General features: G+C 71.7%; 21 protein-coding genes. 12 read left to right on the plus strand and 9 right to left on the minus strand.

Annotated features, from left to right (window positions below):
- The first annotated feature begins 6 nt into the window (after positions 1 to 6).
- The 6 genes from OG552_RS20645 to OG552_RS20670 all read left to right on the plus strand — a co-directional run bounded on the left by OG552_RS20645 (position 7) and on the right by OG552_RS20670 (position 3,531).
- On the plus strand, positions 7 to 801 hold the full coding sequence (locus tag OG552_RS20645; protein WP_329135052.1) for a type III pantothenate kinase: 795 nt from the start codon (positions 7 to 9) through the stop codon (positions 799 to 801).
- A gap of 199 nt (positions 802 to 1,000) precedes the next feature.
- A complete protein-coding gene (locus OG552_RS20650; RefSeq protein WP_329135054.1) occupies positions 1,001 to 1,621 on the plus strand; it encodes a hypothetical protein in 621 nt (206 codons plus the stop codon).
- A 301-nt stretch (positions 1,622 to 1,922) separates the two neighbouring features.
- Positions 1,923 to 2,099: a hypothetical protein gene (locus OG552_RS20655; RefSeq protein WP_329135056.1), complete on the plus strand. Its 177-nt coding sequence runs from the start codon at positions 1,923 to 1,925 to the stop codon at positions 2,097 to 2,099.
- Between the two features lie 48 nt (positions 2,100 to 2,147).
- On the plus strand, positions 2,148 to 2,543 hold the full coding sequence (locus OG552_RS20660) for a BlaI/MecI/CopY family transcriptional regulator (protein WP_329135058.1): 396 nt from the start codon (positions 2,148 to 2,150) through the stop codon (positions 2,541 to 2,543).
- Between the two features lie 9 nt (positions 2,544 to 2,552).
- The gene (locus tag OG552_RS20665) at positions 2,553 to 3,071 is read left to right on the plus strand and encodes an amino-acid N-acetyltransferase (protein WP_329135060.1); all 519 of its coding nucleotides are present in this window, start codon (positions 2,553 to 2,555) and stop codon (positions 3,069 to 3,071) included.
- 121 nt (positions 3,072 to 3,192) lie between these two features.
- Entirely contained in the window at positions 3,193 to 3,531 is a 339-nt protein-coding gene (locus tag OG552_RS20670) for a histone-like nucleoid-structuring protein Lsr2 (RefSeq protein ID WP_329135062.1), read from the plus strand.
- Here the strand turns inward: OG552_RS20670 and OG552_RS20675 are convergent.
- A complete protein-coding gene (locus OG552_RS20675; protein WP_329135064.1) occupies positions 3,462 to 4,073 on the minus strand; it encodes an SCO3374 family protein in 612 nt (203 codons plus the stop codon). The genes OG552_RS20670 and OG552_RS20675 overlap by 70 nt on opposite strands.
- Positions 4,074 to 4,477: 404 nt before the next feature.
- On the opposite strand from OG552_RS20675, the gene OG552_RS20680 reads away from it, so the two are divergent.
- Together OG552_RS20680 and OG552_RS20685 are read left to right on the plus strand one after the other, a co-directional pair.
- Entirely contained in the window at positions 4,478 to 7,000 is a 2,523-nt protein-coding gene (locus OG552_RS20680; protein ID WP_329135066.1) for an ATP-dependent Clp protease ATP-binding subunit, read from the plus strand.
- 446 nt (positions 7,001 to 7,446) lie between these two features.
- Positions 7,447 to 8,187, plus strand: coding sequence for a M23 family metallopeptidase (locus tag OG552_RS20685; protein WP_329135068.1), 741 nt, complete (start codon positions 7,447 to 7,449; stop codon positions 8,185 to 8,187).
- Between the two features lie 104 nt (positions 8,188 to 8,291).
- On the opposite strand, the gene OG552_RS20690 is transcribed toward OG552_RS20685, so the two are convergent.
- Positions 8,292 to 8,879 (minus strand): TetR/AcrR family transcriptional regulator, encoded by a 588-nt coding sequence (locus OG552_RS20690; protein ID WP_329135070.1) that lies wholly within the window; start codon positions 8,877 to 8,879, stop codon positions 8,292 to 8,294.
- Between the two features lie 236 nt (positions 8,880 to 9,115).
- On the opposite strand from OG552_RS20690, the gene OG552_RS20695 reads away from it, so the two are divergent.
- Together OG552_RS20695 and OG552_RS20700 are read left to right on the plus strand one after the other, a co-directional pair.
- A complete protein-coding gene (locus tag OG552_RS20695) occupies positions 9,116 to 10,717 on the plus strand; it encodes an MDR family MFS transporter (protein ID WP_329135072.1) in 1,602 nt (533 codons plus the stop codon).
- Between the two features lie 348 nt (positions 10,718 to 11,065).
- Positions 11,066 to 13,180 carry a SpoIIE family protein phosphatase gene (locus tag OG552_RS20700; RefSeq protein WP_329135074.1) on the plus strand — a complete coding sequence of 705 codons (2,115 nt, stop codon included), beginning with the start codon at positions 11,066 to 11,068 and terminating at the stop codon, positions 13,178 to 13,180.
- Positions 13,181 to 13,219: 39 nt separating this feature from the next.
- On the opposite strand, the gene OG552_RS20705 is transcribed toward OG552_RS20700, so the two are convergent.
- The 5 genes from OG552_RS20705 to OG552_RS20725 all read right to left on the minus strand — a co-directional run bounded on the left by OG552_RS20705 (position 13,220) and on the right by OG552_RS20725 (position 17,853).
- Positions 13,220 to 14,440, minus strand: coding sequence for a HAMP domain-containing sensor histidine kinase (locus OG552_RS20705; RefSeq protein ID WP_329140965.1), 1,221 nt, complete (start codon positions 14,438 to 14,440; stop codon positions 13,220 to 13,222).
- Positions 14,441 to 14,528: 88 nt separating this feature from the next.
- Entirely contained in the window at positions 14,529 to 15,206 is a 678-nt protein-coding gene (gene cseB / locus OG552_RS20710; protein WP_329135077.1) for a two-component system response regulator CseB, read from the minus strand.
- A gap of 4 nt (positions 15,207 to 15,210) precedes the next feature.
- Entirely contained in the window at positions 15,211 to 15,915 is a 705-nt protein-coding gene (locus OG552_RS20715) for a hypothetical protein (RefSeq protein WP_329135079.1), read from the minus strand.
- Positions 15,903 to 16,565 (minus strand): SigE family RNA polymerase sigma factor, encoded by a 663-nt coding sequence (locus OG552_RS20720; RefSeq protein WP_443071180.1) that lies wholly within the window; start codon positions 16,563 to 16,565, stop codon positions 15,903 to 15,905. Before OG552_RS20720 ends, OG552_RS20715 begins: the two co-directional genes overlap by 13 nt.
- A 241-nt stretch (positions 16,566 to 16,806) precedes the next feature.
- Positions 16,807 to 17,853 (minus strand): A/G-specific adenine glycosylase, encoded by a 1,047-nt coding sequence (locus OG552_RS20725; protein ID WP_329135080.1) that lies wholly within the window; start codon positions 17,851 to 17,853, stop codon positions 16,807 to 16,809.
- A 196-nt stretch (positions 17,854 to 18,049) separates the two neighbouring features.
- On the opposite strand from OG552_RS20725, the gene OG552_RS20730 reads away from it, so the two are divergent.
- Together OG552_RS20730 and OG552_RS20735 are read left to right on the plus strand one after the other, a co-directional pair.
- Positions 18,050 to 18,934 carry a hypothetical protein gene (locus tag OG552_RS20730; RefSeq protein WP_329135082.1) on the plus strand — a complete coding sequence of 295 codons (885 nt, stop codon included), beginning with the start codon at positions 18,050 to 18,052 and terminating at the stop codon, positions 18,932 to 18,934.
- A 172-nt stretch (positions 18,935 to 19,106) separates the two neighbouring features.
- Positions 19,107 to 22,067: a glycoside hydrolase family 35 protein gene (locus OG552_RS20735; protein ID WP_329135084.1), complete on the plus strand. Its 2,961-nt coding sequence runs from the start codon at positions 19,107 to 19,109 to the stop codon at positions 22,065 to 22,067.
- A gap of 81 nt (positions 22,068 to 22,148) precedes the next feature.
- Here the strand turns inward: OG552_RS20735 and disA are convergent, their stop codons facing one another.
- Together disA and radA are read right to left on the minus strand one after the other, a co-directional pair.
- Positions 22,149 to 23,276 carry a DNA integrity scanning diadenylate cyclase DisA gene (gene disA / locus OG552_RS20740; protein ID WP_329135085.1) on the minus strand — a complete coding sequence of 376 codons (1,128 nt, stop codon included), beginning with the start codon at positions 23,274 to 23,276 and terminating at the stop codon, positions 22,149 to 22,151.
- 378 nt (positions 23,277 to 23,654) lie between these two features.
- Positions 23,655 to 25,037 carry a DNA repair protein RadA gene (radA, locus tag OG552_RS20745; RefSeq protein WP_329135087.1) on the minus strand — a complete coding sequence of 461 codons (1,383 nt, stop codon included), beginning with the start codon at positions 25,035 to 25,037 and terminating at the stop codon, positions 23,655 to 23,657.
- Positions 25,038 to 25,130 lie beyond the last annotated feature (93 nt).

Consider the following 25,130-nt stretch of genomic DNA (forward strand, 5'->3'; position numbering starts at 1 on the left):
AGGCGGATGCTGCTCACCATCGACGTCGGCAACACGCACACGGTCCTCGGACTGTTCGACGGCGAGGAGATCGTCGAGCACTGGCGGATCTCCACCGACCCGCGCCGTACGGCGGACGAGCTGGCGGTGCTGCTCCAGGGCCTGATGGGGATGCACCCGCTGCTCGGGGACCTGGGCGACGGCATCGACGGGATCGCGATCTGCTCCACCGTGCCGTCGGTGCTGCACGAGCTGCGGGAGGTGACCCGGCGGTATTACGGCGATGTGCCGGCGATCCTGGTGGAGCCGGGGGTCAAGACGGGGGTGCCGATCCTGGTCGACCACCCCAAGGAGGTCGGTTCCGACCGGATCATCAACTCCCTTGCGGCGGTGCACCTTTACGGGGGGCCGTGCATCGTCGTCGACTTCGGCACGGCGACCACCTTCGACGCGGTGTCGGCGCGTGGGGAGTACGTGGGCGGGGCGATCGCGCCCGGCATCGAGATCTCGGTGGACGCGCTCGGGGTGCGGGGTGCGCAGCTGCGGAAGATCGAGCTGGCCAGGCCGCGCAGCGTCATCGGCAAGAACACGATCGAGGCGATGCAGTCGGGCATCCTCTACGGTTTCGCCGGTCAGGCGGACGGCATCGCCGAGCGGATGGCCCGCGAGCTGGCCGACGACCCCGACGACGTCACGGTCATCGCCACCGGCGGCCTGGCCCCCCTGGTCCTCGGCGAGGCGTCCCTGATCGACGAGCACGAGCCCTGGCTGACCCTGATCGGCCTCCGCCTCGTCTACGAACGCAACGTCTCCGTCACCTGACCCCGAACCCCCGGCGCCGGGGTCCCGAACCCTGTGTCCGGCGCCCCCGGACCGCCCGGCCGGCGCCGCCCCTGCCCGCGGGGGCGCGGAAGCCAGGGGCCGGTGGGGGCGACGCACCGGGTATACCGTAATTCGCTCGGTTCGTCCGCTTAGCACTTAAAGTCCATTCATGCCCACGCCACACGGAACCCGAGGCGGCATGGCGTTCAGTGCCGACGAGCTGCGCGTGGTGCGGCGCGCTCTCGCGGAGGTGCTGCACCCGAGCCGGAGCACTGCCGTAGCCACCGTTCCCCGTCCCGCCGAGTACGTCCAGGACTATCTGCGGCTGGTGGAGGCCGTGGACGACGCGATGCACGAAGCGGGGCGGCTGCGCGCCTTCCTGCTCGCCGAAGTGCGCCGCTACCGGGACGCCCTGCCCGGCAGCTCACCCGGCTACCTGGAACGGCTCGGCACCGCCCTGGACGGCGGTTACGTACCCGGTCCTGACGACCTGGCCGCCCTGCGCCGGCTGCGCTCCCTGCCCTGCGCCGCCCCTGAGCACCTGCGGCGCACCGCCATGCTGCGCCGCTGCGAAACCCTCGCGGAGAACGACGTACGACTGCGCCTGGAGGCCCACATGCCCGCGCCGCGCCGCCTGCTGACCCTGCTCCCGGCCCTCCCGTCGCTTGCCGACGAGCCGCAGCAGAATCCGGAGAAGAAGCCCGCGACCCCGCCGGTCCCGCAGGACCCGAACCGCCGCACCCCCACGCCGGCCGAGCTCTGGCCGCCGCACCGCCGCAACCCCGGGTCCGGGAAACCGGACCAGGCCCGCAGCGCCTGATCCGAAGCCGGCCACCGGGGGCCGAACCCACCCGAGACCGGCCCGCGGCGGCCCGCGGCCGGCTTCCCACGGCCCCGTGAGTCCACCACCGAGCGGCCCGCCGGGAACTTTCCCGGCGGGCCGCCGGTCGTTCTTCCGCGCCGCGCCGCCGACACCTTTCGCGGTTCCCCCGGCGGGTCCATGTGTGCTGCACCGACACGTTCAGGTGATCTCTCCCGACGCACGCGTCCTGACCGGCTCTCCGGCGCGGAGAACGGAGGGCGGGCAAAAGCGGCGTGCGGGGCGCGGCTACGCTGACCGCATGGACTACGTTTCCGCGATCGTGCCGCCGCTGGTGATGGCGGTTCTCTTCATCGGGGTCATCGTGACGATGATCAAGAACCAGGGCGGGGCCAACAAGGCGAAGGAGGACGCGGCGGTGGATGCCGCGTTCGCCCGGGCGGAGGCCGCGAAGCAGGCGACCGGCGAGGATCGCTGAAAGCCGTAATTCGGGCATTTCCGTAAGTCGGCCCGTAGTATTTCCCGTGTGGTACGACCACTGGGAGAGCTCGAAGACGTCGTGATGACCCGAGTGTGGGAGTGGAACCGCCCGGTCACGGTTCGTGAGGTTCTGGAAGACCTGGCGCAGGACCGTTCCATCGCCTACACAACGGTGATGACGGTAATGGACAACCTGCGGCAGAAGGGCTGGCTGCGCCGCCAGGCGGAAGGCCGCGCATATCGCTATGAGGCGGTATCCACAAGAGCGGCATACTCCGCCGCACTGATGAACGAAGCCTGGGCGGCGAGCGACAACCGCGCCGAGGCGCTGGTCCACTTCTTCGGCATGATGACCCCGGAACAGCGGGAAGCGGTCCGGGACGCATTGCGCATCATCCAGTCCGTGGACCCCTCCGGCACGCCGGAGGAGGAAGGGCGATAGCGTCCGCCCATGCCGTTGAAGTCGAATGAGGTCACCATCCGCCGTGCGCGCACCGGCGATGTCACCGCCCTACGGGGGCTGCTGGACTCCTATGTCCGCGACGGCATCCTGCTGGACAAGGCGACGGTGACCCTTTATGAGGACATCCAGGAGTTCTGGGTGGCGGAACGCGACGAGGACGCCAGTGTGGTGGCGTGCGGCGCGCTCCATGTGATGTGGGAGGACCTGGCCGAGGTCAGGACACTCGCGGTTGCCCCGTCGTTGCGTGGCGAGGGCGTCGGGCACCAGTTGCTGGGGAAGTTGCTGCACACCGCGCGCTGGCTCGGAGTCCGGCGCATTTTCTGCCTCACCTTCGAAGTGGACTTCTTCGCCAAGCACGGCTTCGTGGAGATCGGTGAGACCCCGGTGGACGGCGATGTGTTCGGGGAGCTGCTGCGTTCCAATGACGAGGGCGTCGCCGAGTTCCTGGACCTGGAGCGAGTGAAACCGAACACCTTGGGTAACAGCCGCATGCTGCTGCAACTCTGAGTGATCCGGTATGTCCGGATCGCGCTACCCCGGAGGCGCCTGTTCGCGCAAGGGGTTTGTGTTTTCCGCGGAAAGGCGCTTTGCTTTTACCGTTAATCCGTTTTCGATGAAAGGGAAGCCGGTGGCACAGAAGGTTCAGGTCCTTCTTGTTGACGACCTCGACGGCGGCGAGGCGGACGAGACCGTGACGTTCGCTCTTGACGGTGTGACGTACGAGATCGACCTCACCACGGAAAATGCCGACAAGCTCCGCGGGCTGCTCAACCCGTACACGGACAGTGGCCGGCGCACCGGCGGGCGGGCCGGCCGGGGCCGCACCAAGGCGCCGCGCGGCGGTGGCGCGTCCGGCCCCGACACCGCGAAGATCCGTGCGTGGGCCAAGGAGAAGGGCTACGAGGTCAATGACCGCGGCCGGGTCCCGGCGACCATCCGTGAGGCGTACGAGAAGGCCCACGGCTGATCGAGCCGGCCCGTTCGCAGCGTGATCCGATGGCAGGCCGTCGCCAGGGCGGCGACCAGTGCCGGCAGTCCGATGGGTTCCCCCGAGCCATCGGCCTGGCCCGTGACCCGCAGTGCGGGCACGGTGGATTCCACATCGAACCCCGGCCGGGGAGGCCGCAGCCACACCGGTGCCGACCGGTCGTACGCGGCCTCCCGGCGGGCCCACTCGGGGTGCGCCGGCGCCCGCATCGTCTGCCCCGCGCCCAGCGCGGCCAGATCCAGCCGGATGCCGCCCCACTCCAGCCACTCCAGGAGCCCCGGCAGCTCCTCCGCGGTCCCGGCGGCGGTCAGCAGCCGGATCCGGTGGCCGTCGAGCGCCACCGGGCCCAGCTGGTCCGGCCGGGAGAACCGGCCCAGGATCGCGAAGCCGGCCTCGGCGGGGACGTCGAGCGCGTCGAACCGCACCCCCGTGACCAGCCCCGGCGGCAGCCCCTCCGCCACCGGCCACCGCAGCTCGTGCTCGTACCAGCCCATGCCGTATGCAACTGCCGTGCCGGGCAAGGGTTACGTACCGTTTTGCGACAGATGCGAAAAGTGACGGTTCCGCGGCGCCCGGTAAGGTCGGGGGAGCAGCCGGTTTGTTCGCCCGTAGCGCACTCGAAGTGGCGCCGCGGTGTGGATTACCGGCGGCTGAGGGTAAGAAGTACCTAGTGAGAAGTGCTGGTGTTCGAGCAGGTGGGGCGGCCGTTCGCCACGGGCGTACTTGATAAAGGGCTATTCGCCTGGCCTGCGGGAACATCGTCTCGCACCATCGAGGTTGTGGGATTGACGTCAGCCGGTAGCGCAGCTTCCCTCGCGCGAGTGGGGGTGATACGAGGGCCGCGCCGCTGTGCGGGACTAGCATGCGGAAGGACTGGGAGGGGACCGACCCCTCACTGCCCGACCGCTCTGAGGAGCGATTAACGATGTTCGAGAGGTTCACCGACCGCGCGCGGCGGGTTGTCGTCCTGGCTCAGGAAGAAGCCCGGATGCTCAACCACAACTACATCGGCACCGAGCACATCCTCCTGGGCCTGATCCACGAGGGTGAGGGTGTCGCCGCTAAGGCCCTGGAGAGCCTCGGGATTTCGCTCGAGGCGGTCCGTCAGCAGGTGGAGGAGATCATCGGCCAGGGGCAGCAGGCCCCGTCCGGTCACATCCCCTTCACGCCCCGGGCGAAGAAGGTGCTGGAGCTGTCGCTCCGCGAGGCCCTTCAGCTCGGCCACAACTACATCGGCACCGAGCACATCCTGCTCGGCCTGATCCGCGAGGGCGAGGGCGTCGCCGCCCAGGTCCTGGTGAAGCTGGGCGCCGATCTCAACCGGGTCAGGCAGCAGGTCATCCAGCTGCTCTCCGGATACTCCACCGGCAAGGAGTCGGCCACGGCCGGCGGGCCGGCCGAGGGCACCCCCTCGACCTCGCTCGTCCTGGACCAGTTCGGCCGCAACCTCACCCAGGCCGCTCGTGAGACCAAGCTCGACCCGGTGATCGGGCGCGAGAAGGAGATCGAGCGGGTCATGCAGGTGCTCTCCCGCCGCACCAAGAACAACCCGGTGCTGATCGGCGAGCCCGGCGTCGGCAAGACCGCCGTCGTGGAGGGCCTGGCCCAGGCGATCGTCAAGGGCGAGGTGCCCGAGACGCTCAAGGACAAGCAGCTGTACACGCTGGACCTGGGCGCCCTGGTCGCCGGCTCCCGTTACCGCGGTGACTTCGAAGAGCGCCTGAAGAAGGTGCTCAAGGAGATCCGTACCCGCGGCGACATCATCCTGTTCATCGACGAGCTGCACACCCTGGTCGGCGCCGGCGCCGCCGAGGGCGCGATCGACGCGGCCTCGATCCTCAAGCCGATGCTGGCCCGCGGTGAGCTGCAGACCATCGGTGCCACCACCCTCGACGAGTACCGCAAGTACCTGGAGAAGGACGCGGCCCTGGAGCGCCGCTTCCAGCCCATCCAGGTCGCGGAGCCGTCGCTGCCGCACACCATCGAGATCCTCAAGGGCCTGCGGGACCGTTACGAGGCGCACCACCGCGTGTCCATCACCGATGAGGCCCTGGTGCAGGCGGCCACGCTGGCCGACCGCTACATCTCGGACCGCTTCCTGCCGGACAAGGCGATCGACCTGATCGACGAGGCCGGCTCCCGGATGCGGATCCGCCGGATGACCGCGCCGCCGGACCTGCGCGAGTTCGACGAGAAGATCGCCGAAGTGCGGCGCGAGAAGGAGTCCGCGATCGACTCGCAGGACTTCGAGAAGGCCGCCTCGCTGCGGGACAACGAGAAGCAGCTGCTCGCCGCGAAGACCAAGCGGGAGAAGGAGTGGAAGGCCGGCGACATGGACGTCGTCGCCGAGGTCGACGGCGAGCTGATCGCCGAGGTCCTCGCCACCGCCACCGGCATCCCGGTCTTCAAGCTCACCGAGGAGGAGTCCTCCCGGCTGCTGCGCATGGAGGACGAGCTCCACAAGCGCGTCATCGGCCAGCGGGACGCCGTCAAGGCGCTCTCCAAGGCCATCCGGCGGACCCGTGCGGGTCTGAAGGACCCGAAGCGTCCCGGTGGCTCGTTCATCTTCGCCGGCCCGTCCGGCGTGGGTAAGACCGAGCTCTCCAAGGCGCTCGCCGAGTTCCTCTTCGGCGACGAGGACGCGCTGATCTCCCTCGACATGTCGGAGTTCAGCGAGAAGCACACCGTCTCGCGGCTCTTCGGCTCCCCGCCCGGCTACGTCGGGTACGAGGAGGGCGGCCAGCTCACCGAGAAGGTGCGCCGCAAGCCGTTCTCCGTGGTCCTCTTCGACGAGGTCGAGAAGGCCCACCCGGACATCTTCAACAGCCTGTTGCAGATCCTGGAGGACGGTCGCCTGACCGACTCCCAGGGCCGGGTCGTGGACTTCAAGAACACGGTGATCATCATGACCACCAACCTCGGCACCAGGGACATCTCGAAGGGCTTCAACCTGGGCTTCGCCGCCCAGGGCGACACGAAGTCCAACTACGAGCGGATGAAGGCGAAGGTCAGCGACGAGCTGAAGCAGCACTTCCGCCCGGAGTTCCTGAACCGCGTCGACGACGTGATCGTCTTCCCGCAGCTCACCCAGGACGACATCCTGCAGATCGTCGACCTGATGATCGGCCGGGTGGACGAGCGGCTGCGTGACCGCGACATGGGCATCGAGCTCAGCACGGAGGCGAAGGTCCTGCTCTCCCAGCGGGGCTACGACCCGGTGCTCGGCGCGCGTCCGCTGCGGCGCACGATCCAGCGGGAGATCGAGGACTCGCTGTCGGAGAAGATCCTCTTCGGCGAGCTGCGTCCCGGCCACATCGTCGTCGTGGACGTCGAGGGCGAGGGCGAGGCCGCGAAGTTCACCTTCCGCGGCGAGGAGAAGGTCACCGTGGCGGACACGCCCCCGGTCGAGACGGCCGGCGGCCCGCCGAACCTCTCCAAGGAGGCGTGACCCCGCGGGGGTGCGTTTCCGGCAGTAGTCGCTTGAGGCGGTCGGCCCCGGGTCTTCGGACCCGGGGCCGACCGCTTTTTCATGCCTTTTTCCTGGCCGCGAACGGGGTCAATTGCGGGCCCCCGGTGATGTGCCGCACGTGACGCACACCACTTACTAACGGGATTAGTCGAGGCCCGTCGGGGCGGCGGCTGTCCACAGGCGGTGGACAGCGGAGGCCGGGGCGCCGGGGGCCGTATGCCCGGCTTGACCGGGGAATCGCGACGGGCAATTCGGGCATCCAGGATGTTTTCGGCCGCCCGATGGCGGGAACCGCGAACGGCCGGAGCTACGACCGCGGGTAGTAAGAGGGCTCCTTGTCACCCCTCGAATGCCGGGTTACCAAGGAATGGCAACGGACCGCAGCCGGATCTGTTGCTCCCCCATTCCTGTGAGGTTATTTCTTGATGCGCAAGATCTCGACGATGAAGAACCGCACCCCGAAGTCCGTCACCCGTGGCCGGGTGGCCCTCGTGACCGGAGGACTGGTCGCGGCGATCGCGCTGGGCTCCACGGCGGCCCACGCGGCCGACGCGCACTCCGAGGGTTCCCTTTCCGGCGGAGCGACGACCAGCATCTCCTCCGTGGTGCAGAAGCAGGCGGTCGACCAGAAGGCCGCGGCCGTCAAGGCCGACGCCGCCGCCGCGAAGGCGAAGGCCGACGCGGTCAAGACGAAGGCCGCCAAGGCAGCCGCGGAGAAGCGGGCCGCCGCCAAGGCCGCCGCCGACCGCAAGGCGCGCAACGCCTCCTGGGTCACCCCGACCACCGGCTACGTGCTGGGCGCGGGCTACGCGCAGGCCGGGCCGCACTGGGCGCACACCCACTCCGGCCAGGACTTCGTGGTGAACAGCGGGACCACCGTACGGGCCGTCCACACCGGCACCGTCGTGACGGCCGGCTGGGGTGGCGCGTACGGCAACAACATCGTGATCAAGCACGCGGACCACACCTACTCGCAGTACGGCCACCTGTCGCACATAGGCGTCTCGGTCGGCCAGCACGTGAAGACCGGCCAGAAGATCGGCCTGTCCGGGTCGACCGGCAACTCGACCGGCCCGCACCTGCACTTCGAGATCCGCACCACGCCGTACTACGGCTCCTCCGTCGAGCCGCTGCACTTCCTGCGGACGCACGGCGTCAACCCGTAAGGCGGAGGTCAACCCGTAGGGCTGGCGTCAACCTGTAAGGCGGGCGTCAACCCGTAGGACGGAGTTCGACCCGTACGGCGGGCGGCACGGCGTTACCGGTGGGTTCACCCCGCTACGCCGCTCGCCTCAGCCTGGGCGACGAGATCGAGGGCGACTTCGAGGATGGCCGCGCGCTTCTCCTCGGGGTCGCCCTCGATGCCTTGCATGGCGAACATGCCGGCGTGCATCGCGAAGAGCGCGGTCATGCAGCGCACCTGGGCGGAGAGCGAGGAGTCCGGCTCCTTGAGCATCTCGCTCAGCGCGGTGATCCGGGACTTGATCGACTCGCCGATGGACAGTTCCCTGACCGTGGCCTGGTTCTCCTGGATGAAGCGGAAGAGCGGCACCGCGCCCCACAGCGCGTCGCTGTAGCGGCGCAGCATCTCCTGCTTGGTGGCGAGGGTGCGCGGCTGCGACTCGGCCCACGCGATCAGCTCGTCGACCGGCCTGGCCAGGTCCTCCGAGATGCTGACCAGGATGTCTTCCTTGGTCTTGAAGTGGTAGTAGAGCGCGGCCTTGGTGACGTCGAGCCGCTCGGCGATCTCCCGGAGCGAGGTCTTCTCGTATCCGTGCTCGGCGAAGAGTTCCAGCGCCACGTCCTGGATGCGGCGCCGGGTGTCGCTGCGCCGCGGGTGATGCGGTGGTGTGGCCATGGTGTCGCTCTCCTGCTGCACTACGCGTCACCCCGTGCTCACGGTGCGACATGCCGTCGGGCCCACGGTACGGGCTCGGCTCGACCCTACGCACTTACTTGACGCCCGGCTAGTAAGGATCGTACCTTGATCCTGCACACAACTAGCCGGGCGGCAAGTAAGTAAGCATGGCTGCTGGATGGCCGAGAGGCCCCCGCCGCGCTGAACGGCCGCCCTCAGCGGGGGAGGCACACCTCATGTCAGCGACAGACGCACCCGAGAAGAAGCAACCCGGCGCCGGAACGGCCGCCGAAGCCGGTGAAGCCGCCGCAGGTCCCCGGCAGCGCAGCGTCCGGGTGGTGATGGCAGGACTGATGGTGGCGATGCTGCTCGCCATGCTCGACAACATGATCGTCGGTACCGCGATGCCGACCATCGTCGGTGAGCTCGGCGGCCTGGACCATCTCTCCTGGGTGGTCACCGCCTACACGCTCGCCACCGCCGCCTCCACCCCGATCTGGGGAAAGCTCGGCGACCTGTACGGCCGTAAGGGTGTATTCCTCACCTCGATCGTGCTCTTCCTGGCCGGCTCCGCGCTCTCCGGCGCGTCCCAGTCGATGGACCAGCTGATCAGCTTCCGGGCGCTCCAGGGTCTGGGCGCCGGCGGACTGATCGTCGGTGTGATGGCGGTGATCGGCGAGCTGATCCCGCCGCGCGAGCGCGGCAAGTACCAGGGCATGATCGCCGGCGTGATGGCGATCGCGATGATCGGCGGTCCGCTGGTCGGCGGCTCCATCACCGACAACTGGGGCTGGCGCTGGAGCTTCTACATCAACCTGCCGATCGGCGTGGTCGCGCTGGCGATGATCACGATCGTGCTGCACCTGCCGAAGAAGCGCGGCCAGGGCCGGATCGACTACTGGGGCGCCGTGCTGCTGACGGTGGCCATCACCGCGCTGGTCCTCCTCACCACCTGGGGCGGTACGCAGTACGCCTGGGGGTCGGTGCAGATCATCGGGCTGCTGGTGCTGGGGCTGGCCGCGCTCGGCGCCTTCCTCTTCGCCGAGACCAGGGTCGCCGAGCCGATCATGCCGCTGCGGATCTTCCGCAACGTGAACTTCTCGCTGATCTCGGTGATCGGCTTCCTGGTCGGCTTCACCATGTTCGGCGCGATGACCTTCCTGCCGCTCTACCAGCAGACCGTCCAGGGCGCCTCGGCCACCAACTCCGGGCTGCTGCTGCTCCCGATGCTGCTGGCGATGATGGCGGTCTCCATGGTCGCGGGACGGGTCACCACCGCGACCGGCAGGTACCGGATCTTCCCGATCCTCGGCGGCGCGCTGATGACGATCGGCCTCTACCTGCTCTCCACCATGGACGTGCACACCGGCCGGTTCGCCTCGGGCGCCTTCATGGCGGTGCTCGGCGCGGGCATGGGCTTCGTCATGCAGATCACCATGCTGATCTCGCAGAACAGCGTGGAGATGAAGGACATGGGCGTCGGCTCCTCGTCGGCCACGCTCTTCCGTACGATCGGCGGCTCCTTCGGTGTCTCGCTCTTCGGCGCGCTCTTCGCCAACAAGGTCGCCGACGGGATGGCGGGCAGCGGGTCCGCGGCCACCTCGGGCGGCGCGCAGCTGGACCCGGCGACCATCGCCAAGTTCCCGCCCGCGCTGAAGGACGCGTACTTCCACGCGGTCGCGTCGGGCACGCACGTGGTGTTCTTCTGGGGCGCGGTGATCAGCGTCCTCGGCTTCATCGCCGCCTGGTTCCTGGTGGAGACCCCGCTGCGGGGCGCGGTCAAGACCACATCGGACGACGCCCAGGACGAGACCCCGATCCTCGCCGACGCGCTCTGACGGCACTCACCGGCACTCACGGCACTCACGGCACCGACGGCTCTGCGGTGACGGGCGCCCGGCGGCTGCCCCACGGCGGCCCGCCGGGCCGGCCGCGTCCGCTCGCGGGCTCAGACCGGCAGGGCCAGGCCCGGCGGCTCATCGGACTGCTGATGGACGGGCTGCAGACGGGCGCCCCGGGCGCGGGCTGAGCCGCGCCTCCGCGGCCCGTGCCCGGGCCTTGCTCCCGGCGGTCCCTGGGCGCATGGAGCACCATGGAGGGATGAACACGGGCAAACTCCGCACAGCGGACGCAGCGGTCGCAGGGGGCCCGGAGGGCGCCCCGGTGCCGGACGACGGGACCCCCGGGTGACGGCCGGCGCCAGCGGCGGGACCCCCTGGGCCACGCAGTTCGGCGCCGCGGTCGCGGTGATCGATGCCGGGGGCTCCGTCGTGGGGTGGACCAAGGCCGCCGAGCAGCTGCTGGGACACACCGCGACCGACATGGCCGGCCGCTCGGCCGCGCTGCTGCTGACCTCCGGCACCACGGCCGCGGAGCTGGCCGAACGGGTGGCCGCCCGGGCCAGGACCGGCAAGCCCTGGACCGGCTCGCTGGAGCTGCTGCGCAAGGACGGGGAGCGGGTGGAAACGCTGATCCAGGCCGCCCCGCTGACCGGCGAGGGCCGGGCCGACTGGATCGTCACCGCCACCGACCTGTCGGGCACCGCGGTGCTGCCGGAGGCCAGGACAACGGTGGCGGCTGCCCTCATCAGCCGCTCGCCGATCGGTCTGACCATCTGGGACCGCGACATCAGATGCGTCTGGCTGAACGCCGCCGCCGAGCGCCAGGACGGCATCCTGCAGCGGCTGCGCCTCGGCCGCCGGATGACGGAGGTGCAGCCGGGACCCGAGGGCGAGGCGATCACCGCGGTGATGCGCGGGGTGCTCGCGTCGGGCGAGCCGGTGATCGAGCGGGAGTACAGCTGGACCGTCCCCGGCGAGACCGAGGAGCGGGTCCTGTCGGCGTCCTACTTCCGCCTCGAAGGTATCGACGGCGAGCCGATCGGTGTGTGCAACCTGGCCACTGACATCAGCAAGTCCCGGGCCCGCCAGCACCTGCTCACCCTCAGCGAGGCCGGCCACCGCATCGGCACCACCCTCGACGTCCGCAGGACCGCCCAGGAACTCGCCGAGGTCGCGGTGCCGCTGCTCGCCGACTACGTCACCGTCGACCTGGCGGAGTGGGTGCCGCTCGGCGAGGAGCCGGTGCCGCGGCTCGCGTCCTCCGACGCCGGCACCCCGGTCTTCCGCCGGGCGGGCATGGCCTCCATCCACGGGGGCCTGCCGGGTTCCCTGTGGGAGCTGGGGGAAGCGGTCTTCGTCCCCCCGTCGTCCCCGTTCACCGACGCCGTGCTCCTCGGGAGGTCCCACTACGAGCCGGTCCTGGACACCACGCCCGGCACCTGGCTCGACCGCGACCCGGCACGGAGCCGGGCGGTACGGACCGCCGGGATGCACTCGCTGATCATCGTCCCGCTCAAGGCGCGCGGCACGATCCTCGGTGAGACCTCCTTCATCCGCACCCAGAACCAGACGCCGTTCTCGCGGGACGACCTGCTGCTGGTCGAGGAGCTGGTCGGACGGGCCTCGCTCAGCCTGGACAACGCCCGCCGCTACACCCGGGAGCGGGCCGCCTCCCTCGCGCTCCAGCGCCATCTGCTGCCGCAGCGCCTCTCCGGGGGCGACGCGGTCGACGTGGCCTTCCGCTATCTGCCGGCCGACACCCACGAAGGCGTCGGCGGCGACTGGTTCGACGTGTTCCCGCTGCCCGGTCGCCGGGTCGGCCTGGTGATCGGCGACGTCGTCGGCCACGGCATCAACGCCGCCGCCCGGATGGGCCAGTTCCGTACCGTCGTGCGCACCCTCGCCGACCTGGACCTGCCGCCCGACGTGCTGCTCTCCCGGCTGGACCGGCTGGTGGCCCGGCTGATCGACCAGGACGGCGCCGCGGCCGGCTTCAACGCACCCGTGATGGGCGGCACCTGCGTGTACGCCGTCTACGACCCGGCCGGCGGGATGTGCACGATGGCGTGCGCCGGCCACCCGCCGCCCGCGCTGATCCACCCGGACGGCAGCGTCACCTTCCCGAAGCTGCCCCCGGGGACACCGCTGGGCATGGGCATGGACACCCATGAGTCCCGCACCCTGGAACTCGCCGAGGGCACGGTCATCGCCCTGTACACCGACGGCCTCATCGAGACCCGCGGCGCGGACCTCGACGCGGGGCTGCGCCGGCTCGGCGCGACCCTGGAGCGGACGCCGACGGCGTCCCTGGAGGAGCTGTGCACGCGGGTCGTCGCCGCGATGACCCCGGACGAACGGCACCGGGCCGCCCCCGGGGAGAGCCCGACGGCCCCCCGGGCCACCGACGACGACATCGCCCTGCTGGTGGCCCGCACCCGCGTGCCGGACGGCCGGGCCTGATGCGGGTCCGAGGCGGGCCCGGGGCGGTTTCGACGCGGGTCAGCGCGGCAGCAGCAGCTGGGCCACCGCGCCGCCGCCGTCCTCCGCGGGCGCGTTGCGGAAGGTGAGGCGGGCGCCGAGCACCCGGGACTGGGCGGTGGCGATGGTCAGGCCCAGACCGTGGCCGGGCGCCGAACGCGACGGCGTGCCGGTACGGAAGCGGGACGGCCCCTCGCGCAGCAGGTCGGCGGGGAAACCGGGACCGTGGTCGCGGACCCGCAGCACGGGACCGTCGACCACCACCTCTATCCGCGGGCGGCCGTGCCGGGTGGCGTTGACCAGCAGATTGCCGAGGATGCGTTCGAGCCGGCGCGGGTCGGTCCGCACCACCGCGTCCTCGTCGATCGTCACCCAGGCGTCCGGGGCGAGATTGCGCACCCGGCGGGTGACGAAGTCGCCCAGCCCGATCGACTGGAGTTCGGCGTGCTCGGCGGCGCCCTCCAGCCGGGCGACCTCCAGCACGTCCTCCACCAGGGTGCGCAGCGCGTGCACCCGGTCGCGGACGAGTTCGGCGGGACGGCCGGGCGGCAGCAGTTCCGCGGCGGTGACCAGCCCGGTGACCGGGGTGCGCAGCTCGTGCGCGATATCCGCGGTGACCCGGCGCTCGGCCTCCAGGCGCAGCTGGAGCGCGTCGGCCATCGCGTCGACCGCCCTGGCCAGCTCGTCGGTCTCGTCCCGCACCCGCCGCCCGCCGATCGCCTCCCGGACCCGGACCTGTGTGTTGCCGTCGGCGACCTTGCGGGCCGCGGTGGCGGCGAGCCGCAGCCGCCGCGACATCCGGCCACCGATCAGCACCCCCAGCGCCGTACCGCCGACCACCACCGAGAGGGAGCCGGCCACCAGGGCCTGGTCGAGGTCGTTGAGCACGGAGTAGCGGTCGGTGAAGGTGCTCTTCAGGGAGAGGACATGGCCGCCGGAGACCGGGGTCGCCGCCCAGACGGTCGGGGCGGAGCTGCGGGTGTCCGCCACATAGGTGGCGCGCTGGCCCTTGGCCGCGTACGCCTTGAGTTCCTTGGGGAGACCGGCGTCGTCCAGCTGGGCGTAGAAGACCAGCCGGCCGGTCGCCTCGTAGATCCGCAGCGCGGACTGCACCCGCTCGTCCTGGACGTCCCGGCTGCTGTTGATCATGCTGAGCCGGGCCGCGTTGTGGACCACCAGGCTCAGCGCGAGAGCGACCAGCGCGGAGACCACCGCGATGGCCGCGCTGATCTTCCAGCGCAGGCCCCGGCGGAAGAAGCCGCGGGCGAAGCGGCCGGGGAAATGGCTAGGAAAGCGGCTGGGGAAGCGGCCGGGGGAACGTCCGGACACCTCAGGCCCTCAGCTTGTAGCCGAAACCGCGGACCGTCTCCAGCCGGTCCTGGCCGATCTTCGCCCGCAGCCGCTGCACATGGACGTCCACCACCCGGGTGTCACCGCCCCACTCGTAGTCCCACACCCGCTCCAGCAGCCGGTCCCGGGACAGGACGGTGCCGGGCGCCGCGGCGAACTCCAGCAGCAGCCGCATCTCGGTCGGGGTCAGCGCCAGGCGCTCGCCGGCCCGGGTGACCTCCATGCCCTCGGGGTCGATGGCGATGTCGCCGAAGGAGAGCCGCGGGCCGTCGTCCTGCGCGGGCGCGGTGGCGCGGAAGCGGCGCAGCACCGCCCGGATCCGGGCGACCAGCACCGCGGTGTCGAAGGGTTTGGTGACGTAGTCGTCGGCGCCCGCTTCCAGGCCGAGCACGATGTCGATGGCGTCGGCCCGCGCGGAGAGCATGATCACCGGGACGGTGGACTCGTCACGGATCCGCCGGCACAGGCTCACCCCGTCGAGGCCCGGCACCATCACGTCGAGCAGCGCCAGGTCCGGCCGGTCGGTGCGGAAGGCGTCCAGGCCGGTGAGGCCGTCGGGGGAGGCGGTGACCTGGAAGCCGTCCCGCTCCAGGGCGAGGGTGGTCGCCTCCCGGATCACGTCGTCGTCCTCGACGAAGAGCACATGGGTCGCCGCCACCGGGTCACCGCCCCTGGCGGGCGGGGGTGTGCGCGGCGGGCGCCGCGGAGGGCAGGTCCGGGTCGAGCGGCGCGGACTCCGGCAGCGGTACGGGCTCGGTGGAGGTCGGCTCCGGGGAAGCGGTGGGCGACGGGGCGCCGAAGTCGGTGTAGGCACGGGCGGTCTGGACGAAGTGGTCGCCGCGCCAGCTGTACGTCGCGGACTCCTCGCCGGTCGGGTAGGCCACCGCCACCGTGTCGTCGTCGTCACGGAACACCTCGTGCACGACCTGGAGCCGGCCGTCGTCCACGCTGCCGTACACCGGCGGCTTCTCGTCGGCGAAGACACAGCGGTACTTGCCGCCGACCATCCGGTACACATACGCCCCGATGCCCAGCCCGTCGCCGCAGGTGGTGATGTTGACCACCAGGTCGGGGCCGTCGCCCGCGGTGAGGTCGCCCGCGTCGGTGTCCAGCGGGTACTCGTCGCCGGAGCACGGAGCCAGCTCCTTGCGGATGTCCGCGCTGACGCTCCGGTCCCGGCGGACCATCCCGGCCAGCGCCGCCGGGTCGGCGGCGATCGCGGGCGCCGCGACGGCCGGTGTCCTGAGGCTCGCCCGCGGCGCCGGGCCCTCCCGGCGGGCCCCGGTGACGTTCGTACCGCAGCCCGCGACCACGGCGCACGCGCAGGTCAGCGCGGTCGCCGTGGCGATGGGGGCTATGCGGCGCACACGTCCTCCTTGCGTGAATACCCGTAGGCGCCGTGCTCCAGCTCGTGGCGCAGCCGGGCCAGCGCCCGGTGCAGGGTGCTCTTCACCGTACCTGTGGACATCCCCAGGGCGCGGGCGGTCTCCTCGGTGCTCAGCTGACCGTAGTGGCGCAGCAGCACGACCTGCCGCTGCTTGGGCGCGAGCACCTTGAGGACGTCGCGCAGCATCTCGCGGTCGGCGCGCTGCTCGGCGCCGTCGTCCACGCCGGCATCCGGCAGCAGGTCGCCGATCGGCACCTCCTCAAGACGGCGGCTGCGCCACCACTCGGTACGGGTGTTGATCATCACCCGGCGCATGTACGCGTCGGCGAGGGCCTTGTCGGCGATGGCGTCCCAGCGGGGGTAGGTGCGGACCAGGGCGACCTGGACGAGGTCCTGGGCGTCGGTGGGGTCGGGTACGAGGCGGCGGGCGCTGCGCAGCAGGGCGTCCCGGCGGGTGCGGACGTACTCCTCGAACGCGAGTACGTTCCGGGTCGCTTCACCGGTGCCGGTGGTGCCCGTGGGCCTGGTGGTGTCGCCGGTCGCGGTGCCGGTCGTCCCGGTGGGCCCGGTGCCGTGTGTGCCGGTCGTCCCGGTCGCCGTGTCGCGGGTCGCCGTCAGTGTCGTCGGCATCGTCGCCGTCGCTGTCGCTGTCGCCGCCGCGGTAACTTCCGTCGCTGCCATTGGTGCCTCCACCCCGTTGCGTGTTCCGGTCAGTCGGGGGCCTTGCGGCCACCGGCTGAGCTCGAAGCTACGGAGCGGATGTTGGGCTTTCGCCATGGTCAGCGCTCGGCAAACGCACAGCAGCCCATCGGTTCTGTAACGGCGTGCCGAATGGGGCGGAAAGGGGCAGAAAAGCAGCGGGTGGGGCGGGTCAGGCCGGCAGCCGGAAGGTGTCGCCGTCCAGCGGTTCCACCAGGCCGTCGGCCACCAGTCCGTCCAGCGCCCGGGCCCGCTGCACGGGATCGTGCCAGACCGCGTCCAGCGCCGCCTTCGGCACCGGGCCTGCCGACGCGCGCAGGACGGCCAGCAGCCGGCCGCGCACCTGGCGGTCGGTGCCGGCGTAGGACTGGGCCTTGCGGGGCGGTCCGTCGTGCGCCGGGGAGCCGGCCAGCCGCCAGGCGCAGCGGGCCGCGACCGGGCAGGCGGCACACGCGGGGGAGCGGGCGCCGCAGACGAGGGCGCCCAGCTCCATGGTGGCCGCGGCCCAGCGGGCGGCGGTCGACTCGTCGGCGGGCAGCAGTCCGACGGCGGTACGGCGCTCGGCGGCGGTGGTCGCGTTCGGCGGGTACTCCACCCCGGTCACCAGCCGGGCGAAGACCCGTCGGACGTTGGTGTCGAGCACGATGTGCCGGCGGCCGTACGCGAAGGAGGCGACCGCCGCCGCGGTGTACTCGCCGACGCCGGGCAGCGCCAGCAACTGGGCATGGTCGTGCGGGACTTCACCGCCGTGCTGCTGCGCTATGGCGGTGGCCGCGGCGTGCAGCCGCAGCGCGCGGCGCGGGTAGCCCAGGCGGCCCCAGGCACGGACGGCCTCGCCCGGGGGCTCGGCCGCGAGATCGGCGGGGCGCGGCCAGCGGGCCAGCCACTCGGCGTGCACCGGCAGCACCCGGCTGACCGGGGTCTGCTGGAGCATGAACTCGCTGACCATCACCGACCAGGCGCCGGCGTCGGGGCGGCGCCACGGCAGGTCCCGCGCGTGTTCGTCGAACCAGTCGATCACCAGGTCGTGCAGCTCGGTCACGGCGGCCGGCACAGCCACGGCCGCGGCGGTCACAGTGGCGCGGGCCGGAGCCGGAGCCGAGGCGCGGGCCGGGGCCGAGGCGCGGTCAGGCGCGGAGGCGAGACCGGGCGCGGGCGCGGCGGCAGTGAGGTCGGCGGTGTCGGCTGTGTCGGCTGTGTCGCGGAGATCTGTGCTCATGGCGGTCCGATCCTCGCACACCGGGGGCCGCGGGCCGGAACGGGTGGTGACGAGGGGCGGCGGAGAGTGACGGTACGGGGCGCGCGAGGCGGATCGGCGGCCGGTTAAACGTGATGATCGGCAAAGACCGTATGCCGAGCGGCGGGTGATGCGGCGGCAGACGGGTGATCTCCCCTAGAGTTCGCCTGTGGGCTCAATGCGCAATCCCGTCGGACCTCTGCCATCCTCCATCTACTGGCGGCGGCGGGCCGTTGCGCTCTGCCTGCTCGCGCTGGTGATCGCGATCGTCGTCTGGGGGCTCACCTCCGGCGGTGGCGGCGGTGGCGGGGGGAACGGCTCGGGTGCGCCCAGCGGTTCGCACACCCCGGTGGCCACGATCACGCCGGGACCCGATCCCAGCGGCACCCACATCAGCGGACGCCCCGGTGGCCGCGACACCTCGCCGAGCGGTGACGGCGCCGCCAACGGCGGTTCCGACGACGGCGGTTCGGCGGCCGGCGCCGGTTCGGCCGGTGACACCGCCGGCTCCGACGGCGCCACCACCGGCGGTACGGGCGGCGGCACCGCCGGATCGGGCGGCTCCGACGGCACCGCGGCCGGCGGCACCGGCGCGAGCGGCGGTGGTTCGTCCTCCTCCGGCGGGTCAACCACGGGCGGGGAACTCCCCGTTGGCTCCACGCTGCCCGACTGCGCCCCCGGCGCCGTGCAGTTGTCGCTGGCCAGCGCGCAGAACACGTACTCGCCAGGTCAGACCCCGGCGTTCCAGCTGCGGGCCACCAACTCATCGGACATCACCTGCAAGGTGGACTTCGCACCGTCCAAGGCGGTGTTCACCATCACCAGGGCGGCCGACAACAGCCACGTCTGGGCGTCGAACGACTGCCCGGCCACCGGCTCCCACCTGATGCAGGTGCCCGCGCACGGCTCCACCACGTACACCCTGCGCTGGAACGGCAAGACCAGCTCGCCGCAGTGCGCCAAGCCCAAGGGTCAGCAGGCCGCCCCGGGCACCTATCTGGTGCAGGCGGCGCTGGCCGGATACGGCAGCAAGCAGGCGTCGTTCGTCCTGTCCGCTGACTGACCGGCGGCCGTACGTCCCGGGTGCGCGGTTCTGGTCGTTCCTGAGCAGAACCGCCCCGGAGGCGTTCTCTGTCCGAACCATTGACGGCCCTTCGGGCCGGGCTTACCGTCACTTCGCGCGCGTTTCAACATTCTTCGACAGAGCCGAACGAATCTCGTCAAGGAGAAACGTAGTGGAGCTGACTCGTCGTACCTTCGGAGCCCTGACCGGATCCGCCGCACTCTCCCTGGCGCTCCCCACCGCCGCCTACGCCACCCCGCAGCACCGCCCGACGCCGCCGCACACCGTCACCTTCGACCGGTACTCGGTGATCATCGACGGCCGGCGGGTGCCGCTCTGGTCGGGCGAACTGCACCCGTTCCGGCTGCCCAGCCCCTCGCTCTGGCGCGATGTGCTGCAGAAGCTGAGAGCCAACGGCTACAACGCGGTCAGCATCTACGTCTCCTGGAACTACCACTCGGCCGCGCCGGGGAGCTACGACTTCACCGGCGTACGGGACCTCGGCCTCTTCCTGCGGACGGCAGCCGAGACCGGCCTCTACGTCATCGCCCGCCCCGGCCCGTACATCAACGCCGAGGTGGACGCAGGTGGTTACCCCGGCTGGCTGACCGCGACCGCCGCCAAGGCCCGCAGCAACGACCCGGTGTACCTCGGCTACGTGGACGAGTACCTGACCGCCGTCAACGCCGTGATCAAGCGCTACCTCCACACCAAGGGCACCGGCAGCGTCATCCTCTACCAGCTGGAGAACGAGTACGCGTCGCACGTCAACGACGCCACCGGCAAGGGGTACATGGAGCACCTCTACGCCAAGGTCCGCGCCGACGGCATCGACGTACCGCTCTTCCACAACGACAAGGGCCGCAACGGGTACTGGACGCCCGGGAGTTTCCCCACCGGCACCGAACAGGGCCGCTACCTCTACGCCTTCGACGGCTACCCCTCGCCGACCGGAACGCCCCCCGACTGGGGCTACTTCGGCACCGGCGGGCCGAAGGGCGGCACCACCGCCAGCCCCGACACCCCGGGATTCACCGCGGAGTTCGGCGGCGGCTGGTTCGACCCGTGGGGCGGCGCGGAGTTCGGCGGCCTCGGGTACGCCGAGTCGCGCCGCACCCGGGACGCCGGGTACGAACGCCGCTTCTACCTCACCAATCTGGCCAACGGCATCAAGGTCCACAACGTCTACATGACCTTCGGCGGCACCTCCTGGGGCTGGCTGCCCGCGCCGGTCGTCTACACCTCGTACGACTACGGCGCCGCCATCGACGAGGCCCGCAACCAGACCTCCAAGCTCGTGCCGATGCACCAGATCGGCTCGATGCTCGCCGGCTTCCCCGATCTCGCGGAACTCGACCGGGCCGAGGACACCGCCGCCGACAGCACGGCGGTCCGGGTCTACCACCTGGCCAATCCCGACCGCGGCTCCCATGTCTATCTGCTGCGCAACGACACGTCGAAGGACGCCAGTTGCACCCTGCCGGTGGTCACCGCCGCCGGGACCCTCACCGTGCCCGCCGACGGCGGACTGAAGGTGGGGACCAAGGACATGAAGCTGATCGCCACCAACCTCTCGCTCGGCCGGCGCGCGCTGCTCTACACCACCGCCCAGCCGATGCTGCGGGCACCGGGCGCGGACCAGGACCTCGCGGTGCTGACCGGCCGCCCGGGAGATCCTGTCGAGACCGTCCTGACCTGCCGGACACGGCCGGTGGTCAGGGTGCTGTCCGGCGCCGCGCAGAGCGTGTACGACGCCCAGGCGCACACCCTGCGGATCAACAGCGCCCTGGACGGCCTGGCCCAGGTGCTGGTCGAAGGCGGCGGCAGCGACGTGCCGCTGCTGCTGCTCCTCGCCGACGACACGGCCGCCGCCACACTGTGGTCGCAGGAGACGGACGCCGGCACGGTGCTGGTCAGCGGCCCGGCGCTGCTGCGGACGGCCGACCGCAGCGGGACCGTACTGCGGCTCACCGGCGACACCGCGGCGCCGTCCGGACTTGAGGTCTGGGCGCCGCGCGGCATCCGGCGGATCACCTGGAACGGCCGCCAGGTCGACGTCCGTTCCACCGCCGGCGGCAGCCTGCTGGCACGCCGACAGCTCGCCGGCCCCGCGCCGGTCCGGCTGCCGGCCCTGACCGGCTGGCGATATGCCGCGGAGAACCCGGAGGCCGCCGCGGACTTCGACGACCGCTCCTGGCGGGTCTGCGACCTGACCACCTCGTACAGCACCACCAAGCTGCCGGCCGGGCAGCCGGCCGTGCTCTTCGCGGACGACTACGGCTTCCACTACGGCGACGTCTGGTACCGGGCGCGGGTGGCCGACGCGACCGAGGCCCAGACGCTCGCGCTGTCGTACGCGGCCGGCACCCAGGGCCTGCTCATGGCCTGGTGGGACGGACAGCCGCTGGGTACCGACCGGCTGCCGGTGCCCACCAAGGCGCAGGACACGCAGGGCACCTGGACGGCCACCGCCACCTTCGCCGTACCCGCGGAGCTGCGCGGGACCGGGCCGCACACGGTCGCGGTGCTCGTCCGCAAGATGGCCCACGAGGAGGACGGCGGCGCCAACGACGCCTTCAAGTCCGCCCGCGGGCTGACCGCAGCCACCCTCGACGGCAGCCCCCTGACCTGGCGCATCCAGGGCGCCGCCGGTACGGACCGGGTCCGCGGCCCGCTCAACACCGGTGGTCTGTACGGCGAACGCAGCGGCTGGCACCTGCCGGGCTTCCCCGATCACGAAGGGCACGGCTGGCAGCCGGTCACGCTGCCGCACAGCGAGACCCGGCAGGGCGTCAGCTGGTACCGCACCACCTTCCGGCTCGACGTCGACCACGACGTGGACGCCTCGATCGGCCTGACCCTGACCGACGACCCGGCACGCGCCTACCGGGTGCAGATCTTCCTCAACGGCTGGAATCTCGGCCAGTACATCAACGACGTCGGGCCGCAGCACACCTTCGTCCTGCCGGGCGGCATCCTCGGCACCCGCGGCATCAACACGCTGGCCCTCGCGGTCGTCGCGGACGGCACCACCCCCGCGGGCCTCCCCCAGCCCACCCTCACGCTCCTCGGCGCGGTCGCGGGCGGCGTACCGGTGACGCCCGTCAGCTCACCGGGCTACCGCCACCCCTGACCCGGAACGGCGCCCCCCCAGGGCCTCTGGGGGGGGCACGGCACCACGCGCGGTGCCCCGTTCCCGGCCAACCCCGCGGAGCTACACGTAGCGCTCAAGGATGGAGGACTCCGCCAGGCGGGAGAGGCCCTCGCGGACCGAGCGGGCGCGGGCCTCGCCGACGCCGTCCACCGCCTGCAGATCGTCCACGCTCGCCGCCAGCAGCTTCTGCAGCCCGCCGAAGTGGTCCACCAGCCGCTCGATGACAGTGTTGGGCAGCCGCGGCACCTTCGCCAGCAGCCGGTAACCACGCGGCGAGACCGCGGAGTCCAGCGACTCGGGGGAGCCGGTGTAACCCAAGGCCCTTGCCACCGTGGTGAGTTCGATGAGATCGCCCTGCGGCAGGGTGTCCAGTTCGACCAGCGCCTCCGGCACCGTGCGGGTGCGCTTGGCGGTCGGCTCGGGCACGTAGTCCCGTGCCACCAGGTCCCGTTCGGGCTCCACCCCGGCGATCAGCTCGTCCAGCTGGAGCGACAGCAGCCGCCCGTCGGTGCCCAGCTCGATGACGTACTCGGCGATCTCGGTGGCGATCCGGCGCACCATCTCCAGCCGCTGCGCGACCGCGGTGACGTCCCGTACCGTCACCAGGTCCTCGATCTCCAGCGCGGAGAGCGTGCCGGCCACCTCGTCGAGCCGCAGCTTGTACCGCTCCAGGGTGGCCAGCGCCTGGTTGGCCCGGGACAGGATCGCCGCGGAGTCCTCCAGGACCCGGCGCTGGCCGTCCACGTAGAGCGCGATCAGCCGCATCGACTGGCTGACCGAGACCACCGGGTAGTTGACCTGGCGGCTGACCCGGTCGGCGGTGCGGTGCCGGGTGCCGGTCTCCTCGGTGGGGATCGCCGGGTCCGGCACGAGCTGCACGCCGGCCCGCAGGATCTTGGTGATGTCCTTGTCGATGATGAGCGCGCCGTCCAGCTTGCACAGCTCGCGCAGGCGGGTCGCGGTGAACTCGACATCGAGGACGAAACCGCCGGTGCACAGGGACTCGACGGTCTTGTCCATGCCCAGCACGATGAGGCCGCCCGTGTTGCCGCGGACGATGCGCTCCAGGCCGTCGCGCAGGGCGGTGCCGGGTGCGACGGCGCTCAGTGAGGCGCGCATCAGCCCGCCGTCGGCGGACGGGCCTGCGCCGGACCTGGCGCCGCCCCCTGCCCGGTCGTTGGCTGCCACTCTGCAATCCTCCGGTAGCTACGGTGCCCACTGCCGACTCGGCGAGAGGCGAGACCAGGCCAAAGTTTACGTCGTCCGGTTGCGGGCGCGGGGCGTCGCGCCCGCGGCGCGGGCGGTTCCCACCCGGGGCGGCGTTCTTCGGGTGCGGCTCTTCGCGCCGGTGAGCGGGGTGTTCCGGCCCGTGCGCACCGGCGCGGACCGCGGGCCGGCCCGCCGTCTTTCACGGCCTTCCGCCCCCTGCCGCCGGCTGCCCGCGCGCCCCGGACCGCGCCGGGCGCCCCGGGACGCTTCGGCCCTGTCCCGGGCCGTCGGGATGCGTCGGCCCTGTCCCGGGCGTCCCAGGACGCCCCGGCCCCGGCGGGCGGGATGCGTCAGCCCTCAGGCCCGGGTCCGCTGGGGCAGGGCCCGCAGTGCGTCGCCGATGTCCGCGACCTCGATCACCTTCATGCCCGCCGGGACCTTGCCCGGGTCCGGGGGCACCAGGGCGTGGGTGAAACCGAGCCGGTGGGCCTCGGAGAGGCGCCGTTGGACGCCGGTGACCCGGCGCACCTCGCCGGCCAGGCCGACCTCGCCGATCGCGACCAGATTCTGCGGCAGCGGCGTGTCGATGGCCGCGCTGGCCAGCGCCAGGGCGACCGCGAGATCCGCGGCAGGCTCGGTGAGCTTCACCCCGCCCACGGTGGCCGTGTAGATGTCCTGCTTGCCGATGGACTTGATCCGCCCGCGCTGCTCAAGCACCGCCAGCATCATCGAGACCCGGGAGTTCTCCAGGCCGGAGGTGGTGCGCCGCGGTGAGGGGATCTGCGTGTCCACGGTGAGCGCCTGCACCTCGGCGACCAGCGGCCTGCGGCCCTCCAGGGTCACGGTCAGGCAGGTGCCGGGCACGGGCTCGTCGCGCCGGGTCAGGAAGAGCCCCGAGGGGTCGGCCAGCCCGATGATCCCCTCGTCGTGCAGCTCGAAGCAGCCCACCTCGTCGGTCGCCCCGTACCGGTTCTTGATGCCGCGGATCAGCCGCAGCCGCGCGTGCCGGTCGCCCTCGAAGCTCAGCACCACGTCCACCAGGTGCTCCAGCAGCCGCGGGCCCGCGATCGAGCCGTCCTTGGTGACGTGGCCGACGAGCAGCGTGGACATGCCGCGCTCCTTCGAGGCCCGGATCAGCGCGCCGGCCACCTCGCGGATCTGCGCCACGCCGCCGGGCGCGCCGTCGATCTCCGGGGAGGCGACGGTCTGCACCGAGTCCAGCACCAGCAGCGCCGGCTTGACGTCGTCGAGATGGCCGAGCACCGCCGACAGGTCGGTCTCGGCGGCGAGATACAGGTGGTCGGCGAGCGCGCCGATCCGGTCCGCGCGCAGCCGCACCTGCGATGCCGACTCCTCACCGGTGATGTAGAGCGTGGGGGACTGGGCACTGGACGCCTTCGCCGCCACGTCGAGCAGCAGCGTGGACTTGCCGACGCCGGGCTCGCCGGCCAGCAGGACGACCGCGCCGGGCACCAGGCCGCCGCCGAGCACCCGGTCCAGCTCCGGGACGCCGGTCGAGCGGGCGGTGGCCTGGCGGCCGTCCACCTCGCCGATCCGCTGGGCCGCGGTGGTGACCCGGCCGGGCGCGGTGGTGCGGATCGCGGGCGCGCCGCCGTATGCCTCGATCGTCCCCCACGCCTGGCACTCGCCGCACCGGCCGAGCCACTTGACGGTGGTCCAGCCGCATTCGGCGCAGCGGTAGGAGGGACGGTCCTTCGGAGCGGGCTTGCGGGTGGCCATGCCACTCACCGTACTGGCCGGGTACGACAACCGGGGGAGCGTACGACCGCGCATGCGGCGCACATGACGCATACGGCACGGACCTCGGCCGCC

It is taken from the genome of Streptomyces sp. NBC_01476 (assembly GCF_036227265.1).
Classification (GTDB): Bacteria; Actinomycetota; Actinomycetes; order Streptomycetales; family Streptomycetaceae; genus Actinacidiphila.

Bases quoted from the DNA above. Each gene is read 5' to 3' on its own strand.
- OG552_RS20645 (WP_329135052.1), top strand. From the start codon at position 7: ATGCTGCTCACCATCGACGTCGGCAACACGCACACGGTCCTCGGACTG.
- OG552_RS20650 (WP_329135054.1), top strand. From the start codon at position 1,001: ATGGCGTTCAGTGCCGACGAGCTGCGCGTGGTGCGGCGCGCTCTCGCG.
- OG552_RS20655 (WP_329135056.1), top strand. From the start codon at position 1,923: ATGGACTACGTTTCCGCGATCGTGCCGCCGCTGGTGATGGCGGTTCTC.
- OG552_RS20665 (WP_329135060.1), top strand. From the start codon at position 2,553: ATGCCGTTGAAGTCGAATGAGGTCACCATCCGCCGTGCGCGCACCGGC.
- OG552_RS20680 (WP_329135066.1), top strand. From the start codon at position 4,478: ATGTTCGAGAGGTTCACCGACCGCGCGCGGCGGGTTGTCGTCCTGGCT.
- OG552_RS20685 (WP_329135068.1), top strand. From the start codon at position 7,447: ATGCGCAAGATCTCGACGATGAAGAACCGCACCCCGAAGTCCGTCACC.
- OG552_RS20690 (WP_329135070.1), bottom strand. From the start codon at position 8,879: ATGGCCACACCACCGCATCACCCGCGGCGCAGCGACACCCGGCGCCGC.
- OG552_RS20695 (WP_329135072.1), top strand. From the start codon at position 9,116: ATGTCAGCGACAGACGCACCCGAGAAGAAGCAACCCGGCGCCGGAACG.
- OG552_RS20720 (WP_443071180.1), bottom strand. From the start codon at position 16,565: ATGCCGACGACACTGACGGCGACCCGCGACACGGCGACCGGGACGACC.
- OG552_RS20725 (WP_329135080.1), bottom strand. From the start codon at position 17,853: ATGAGCACAGATCTCCGCGACACAGCCGACACAGCCGACACCGCCGAC.
- OG552_RS20730 (WP_329135082.1), top strand. From the start codon at position 18,050: ATGCGCAATCCCGTCGGACCTCTGCCATCCTCCATCTACTGGCGGCGG.
- radA (WP_329135087.1), bottom strand. From the start codon at position 25,037: ATGGCCACCCGCAAGCCCGCTCCGAAGGACCGTCCCTCCTACCGCTGC.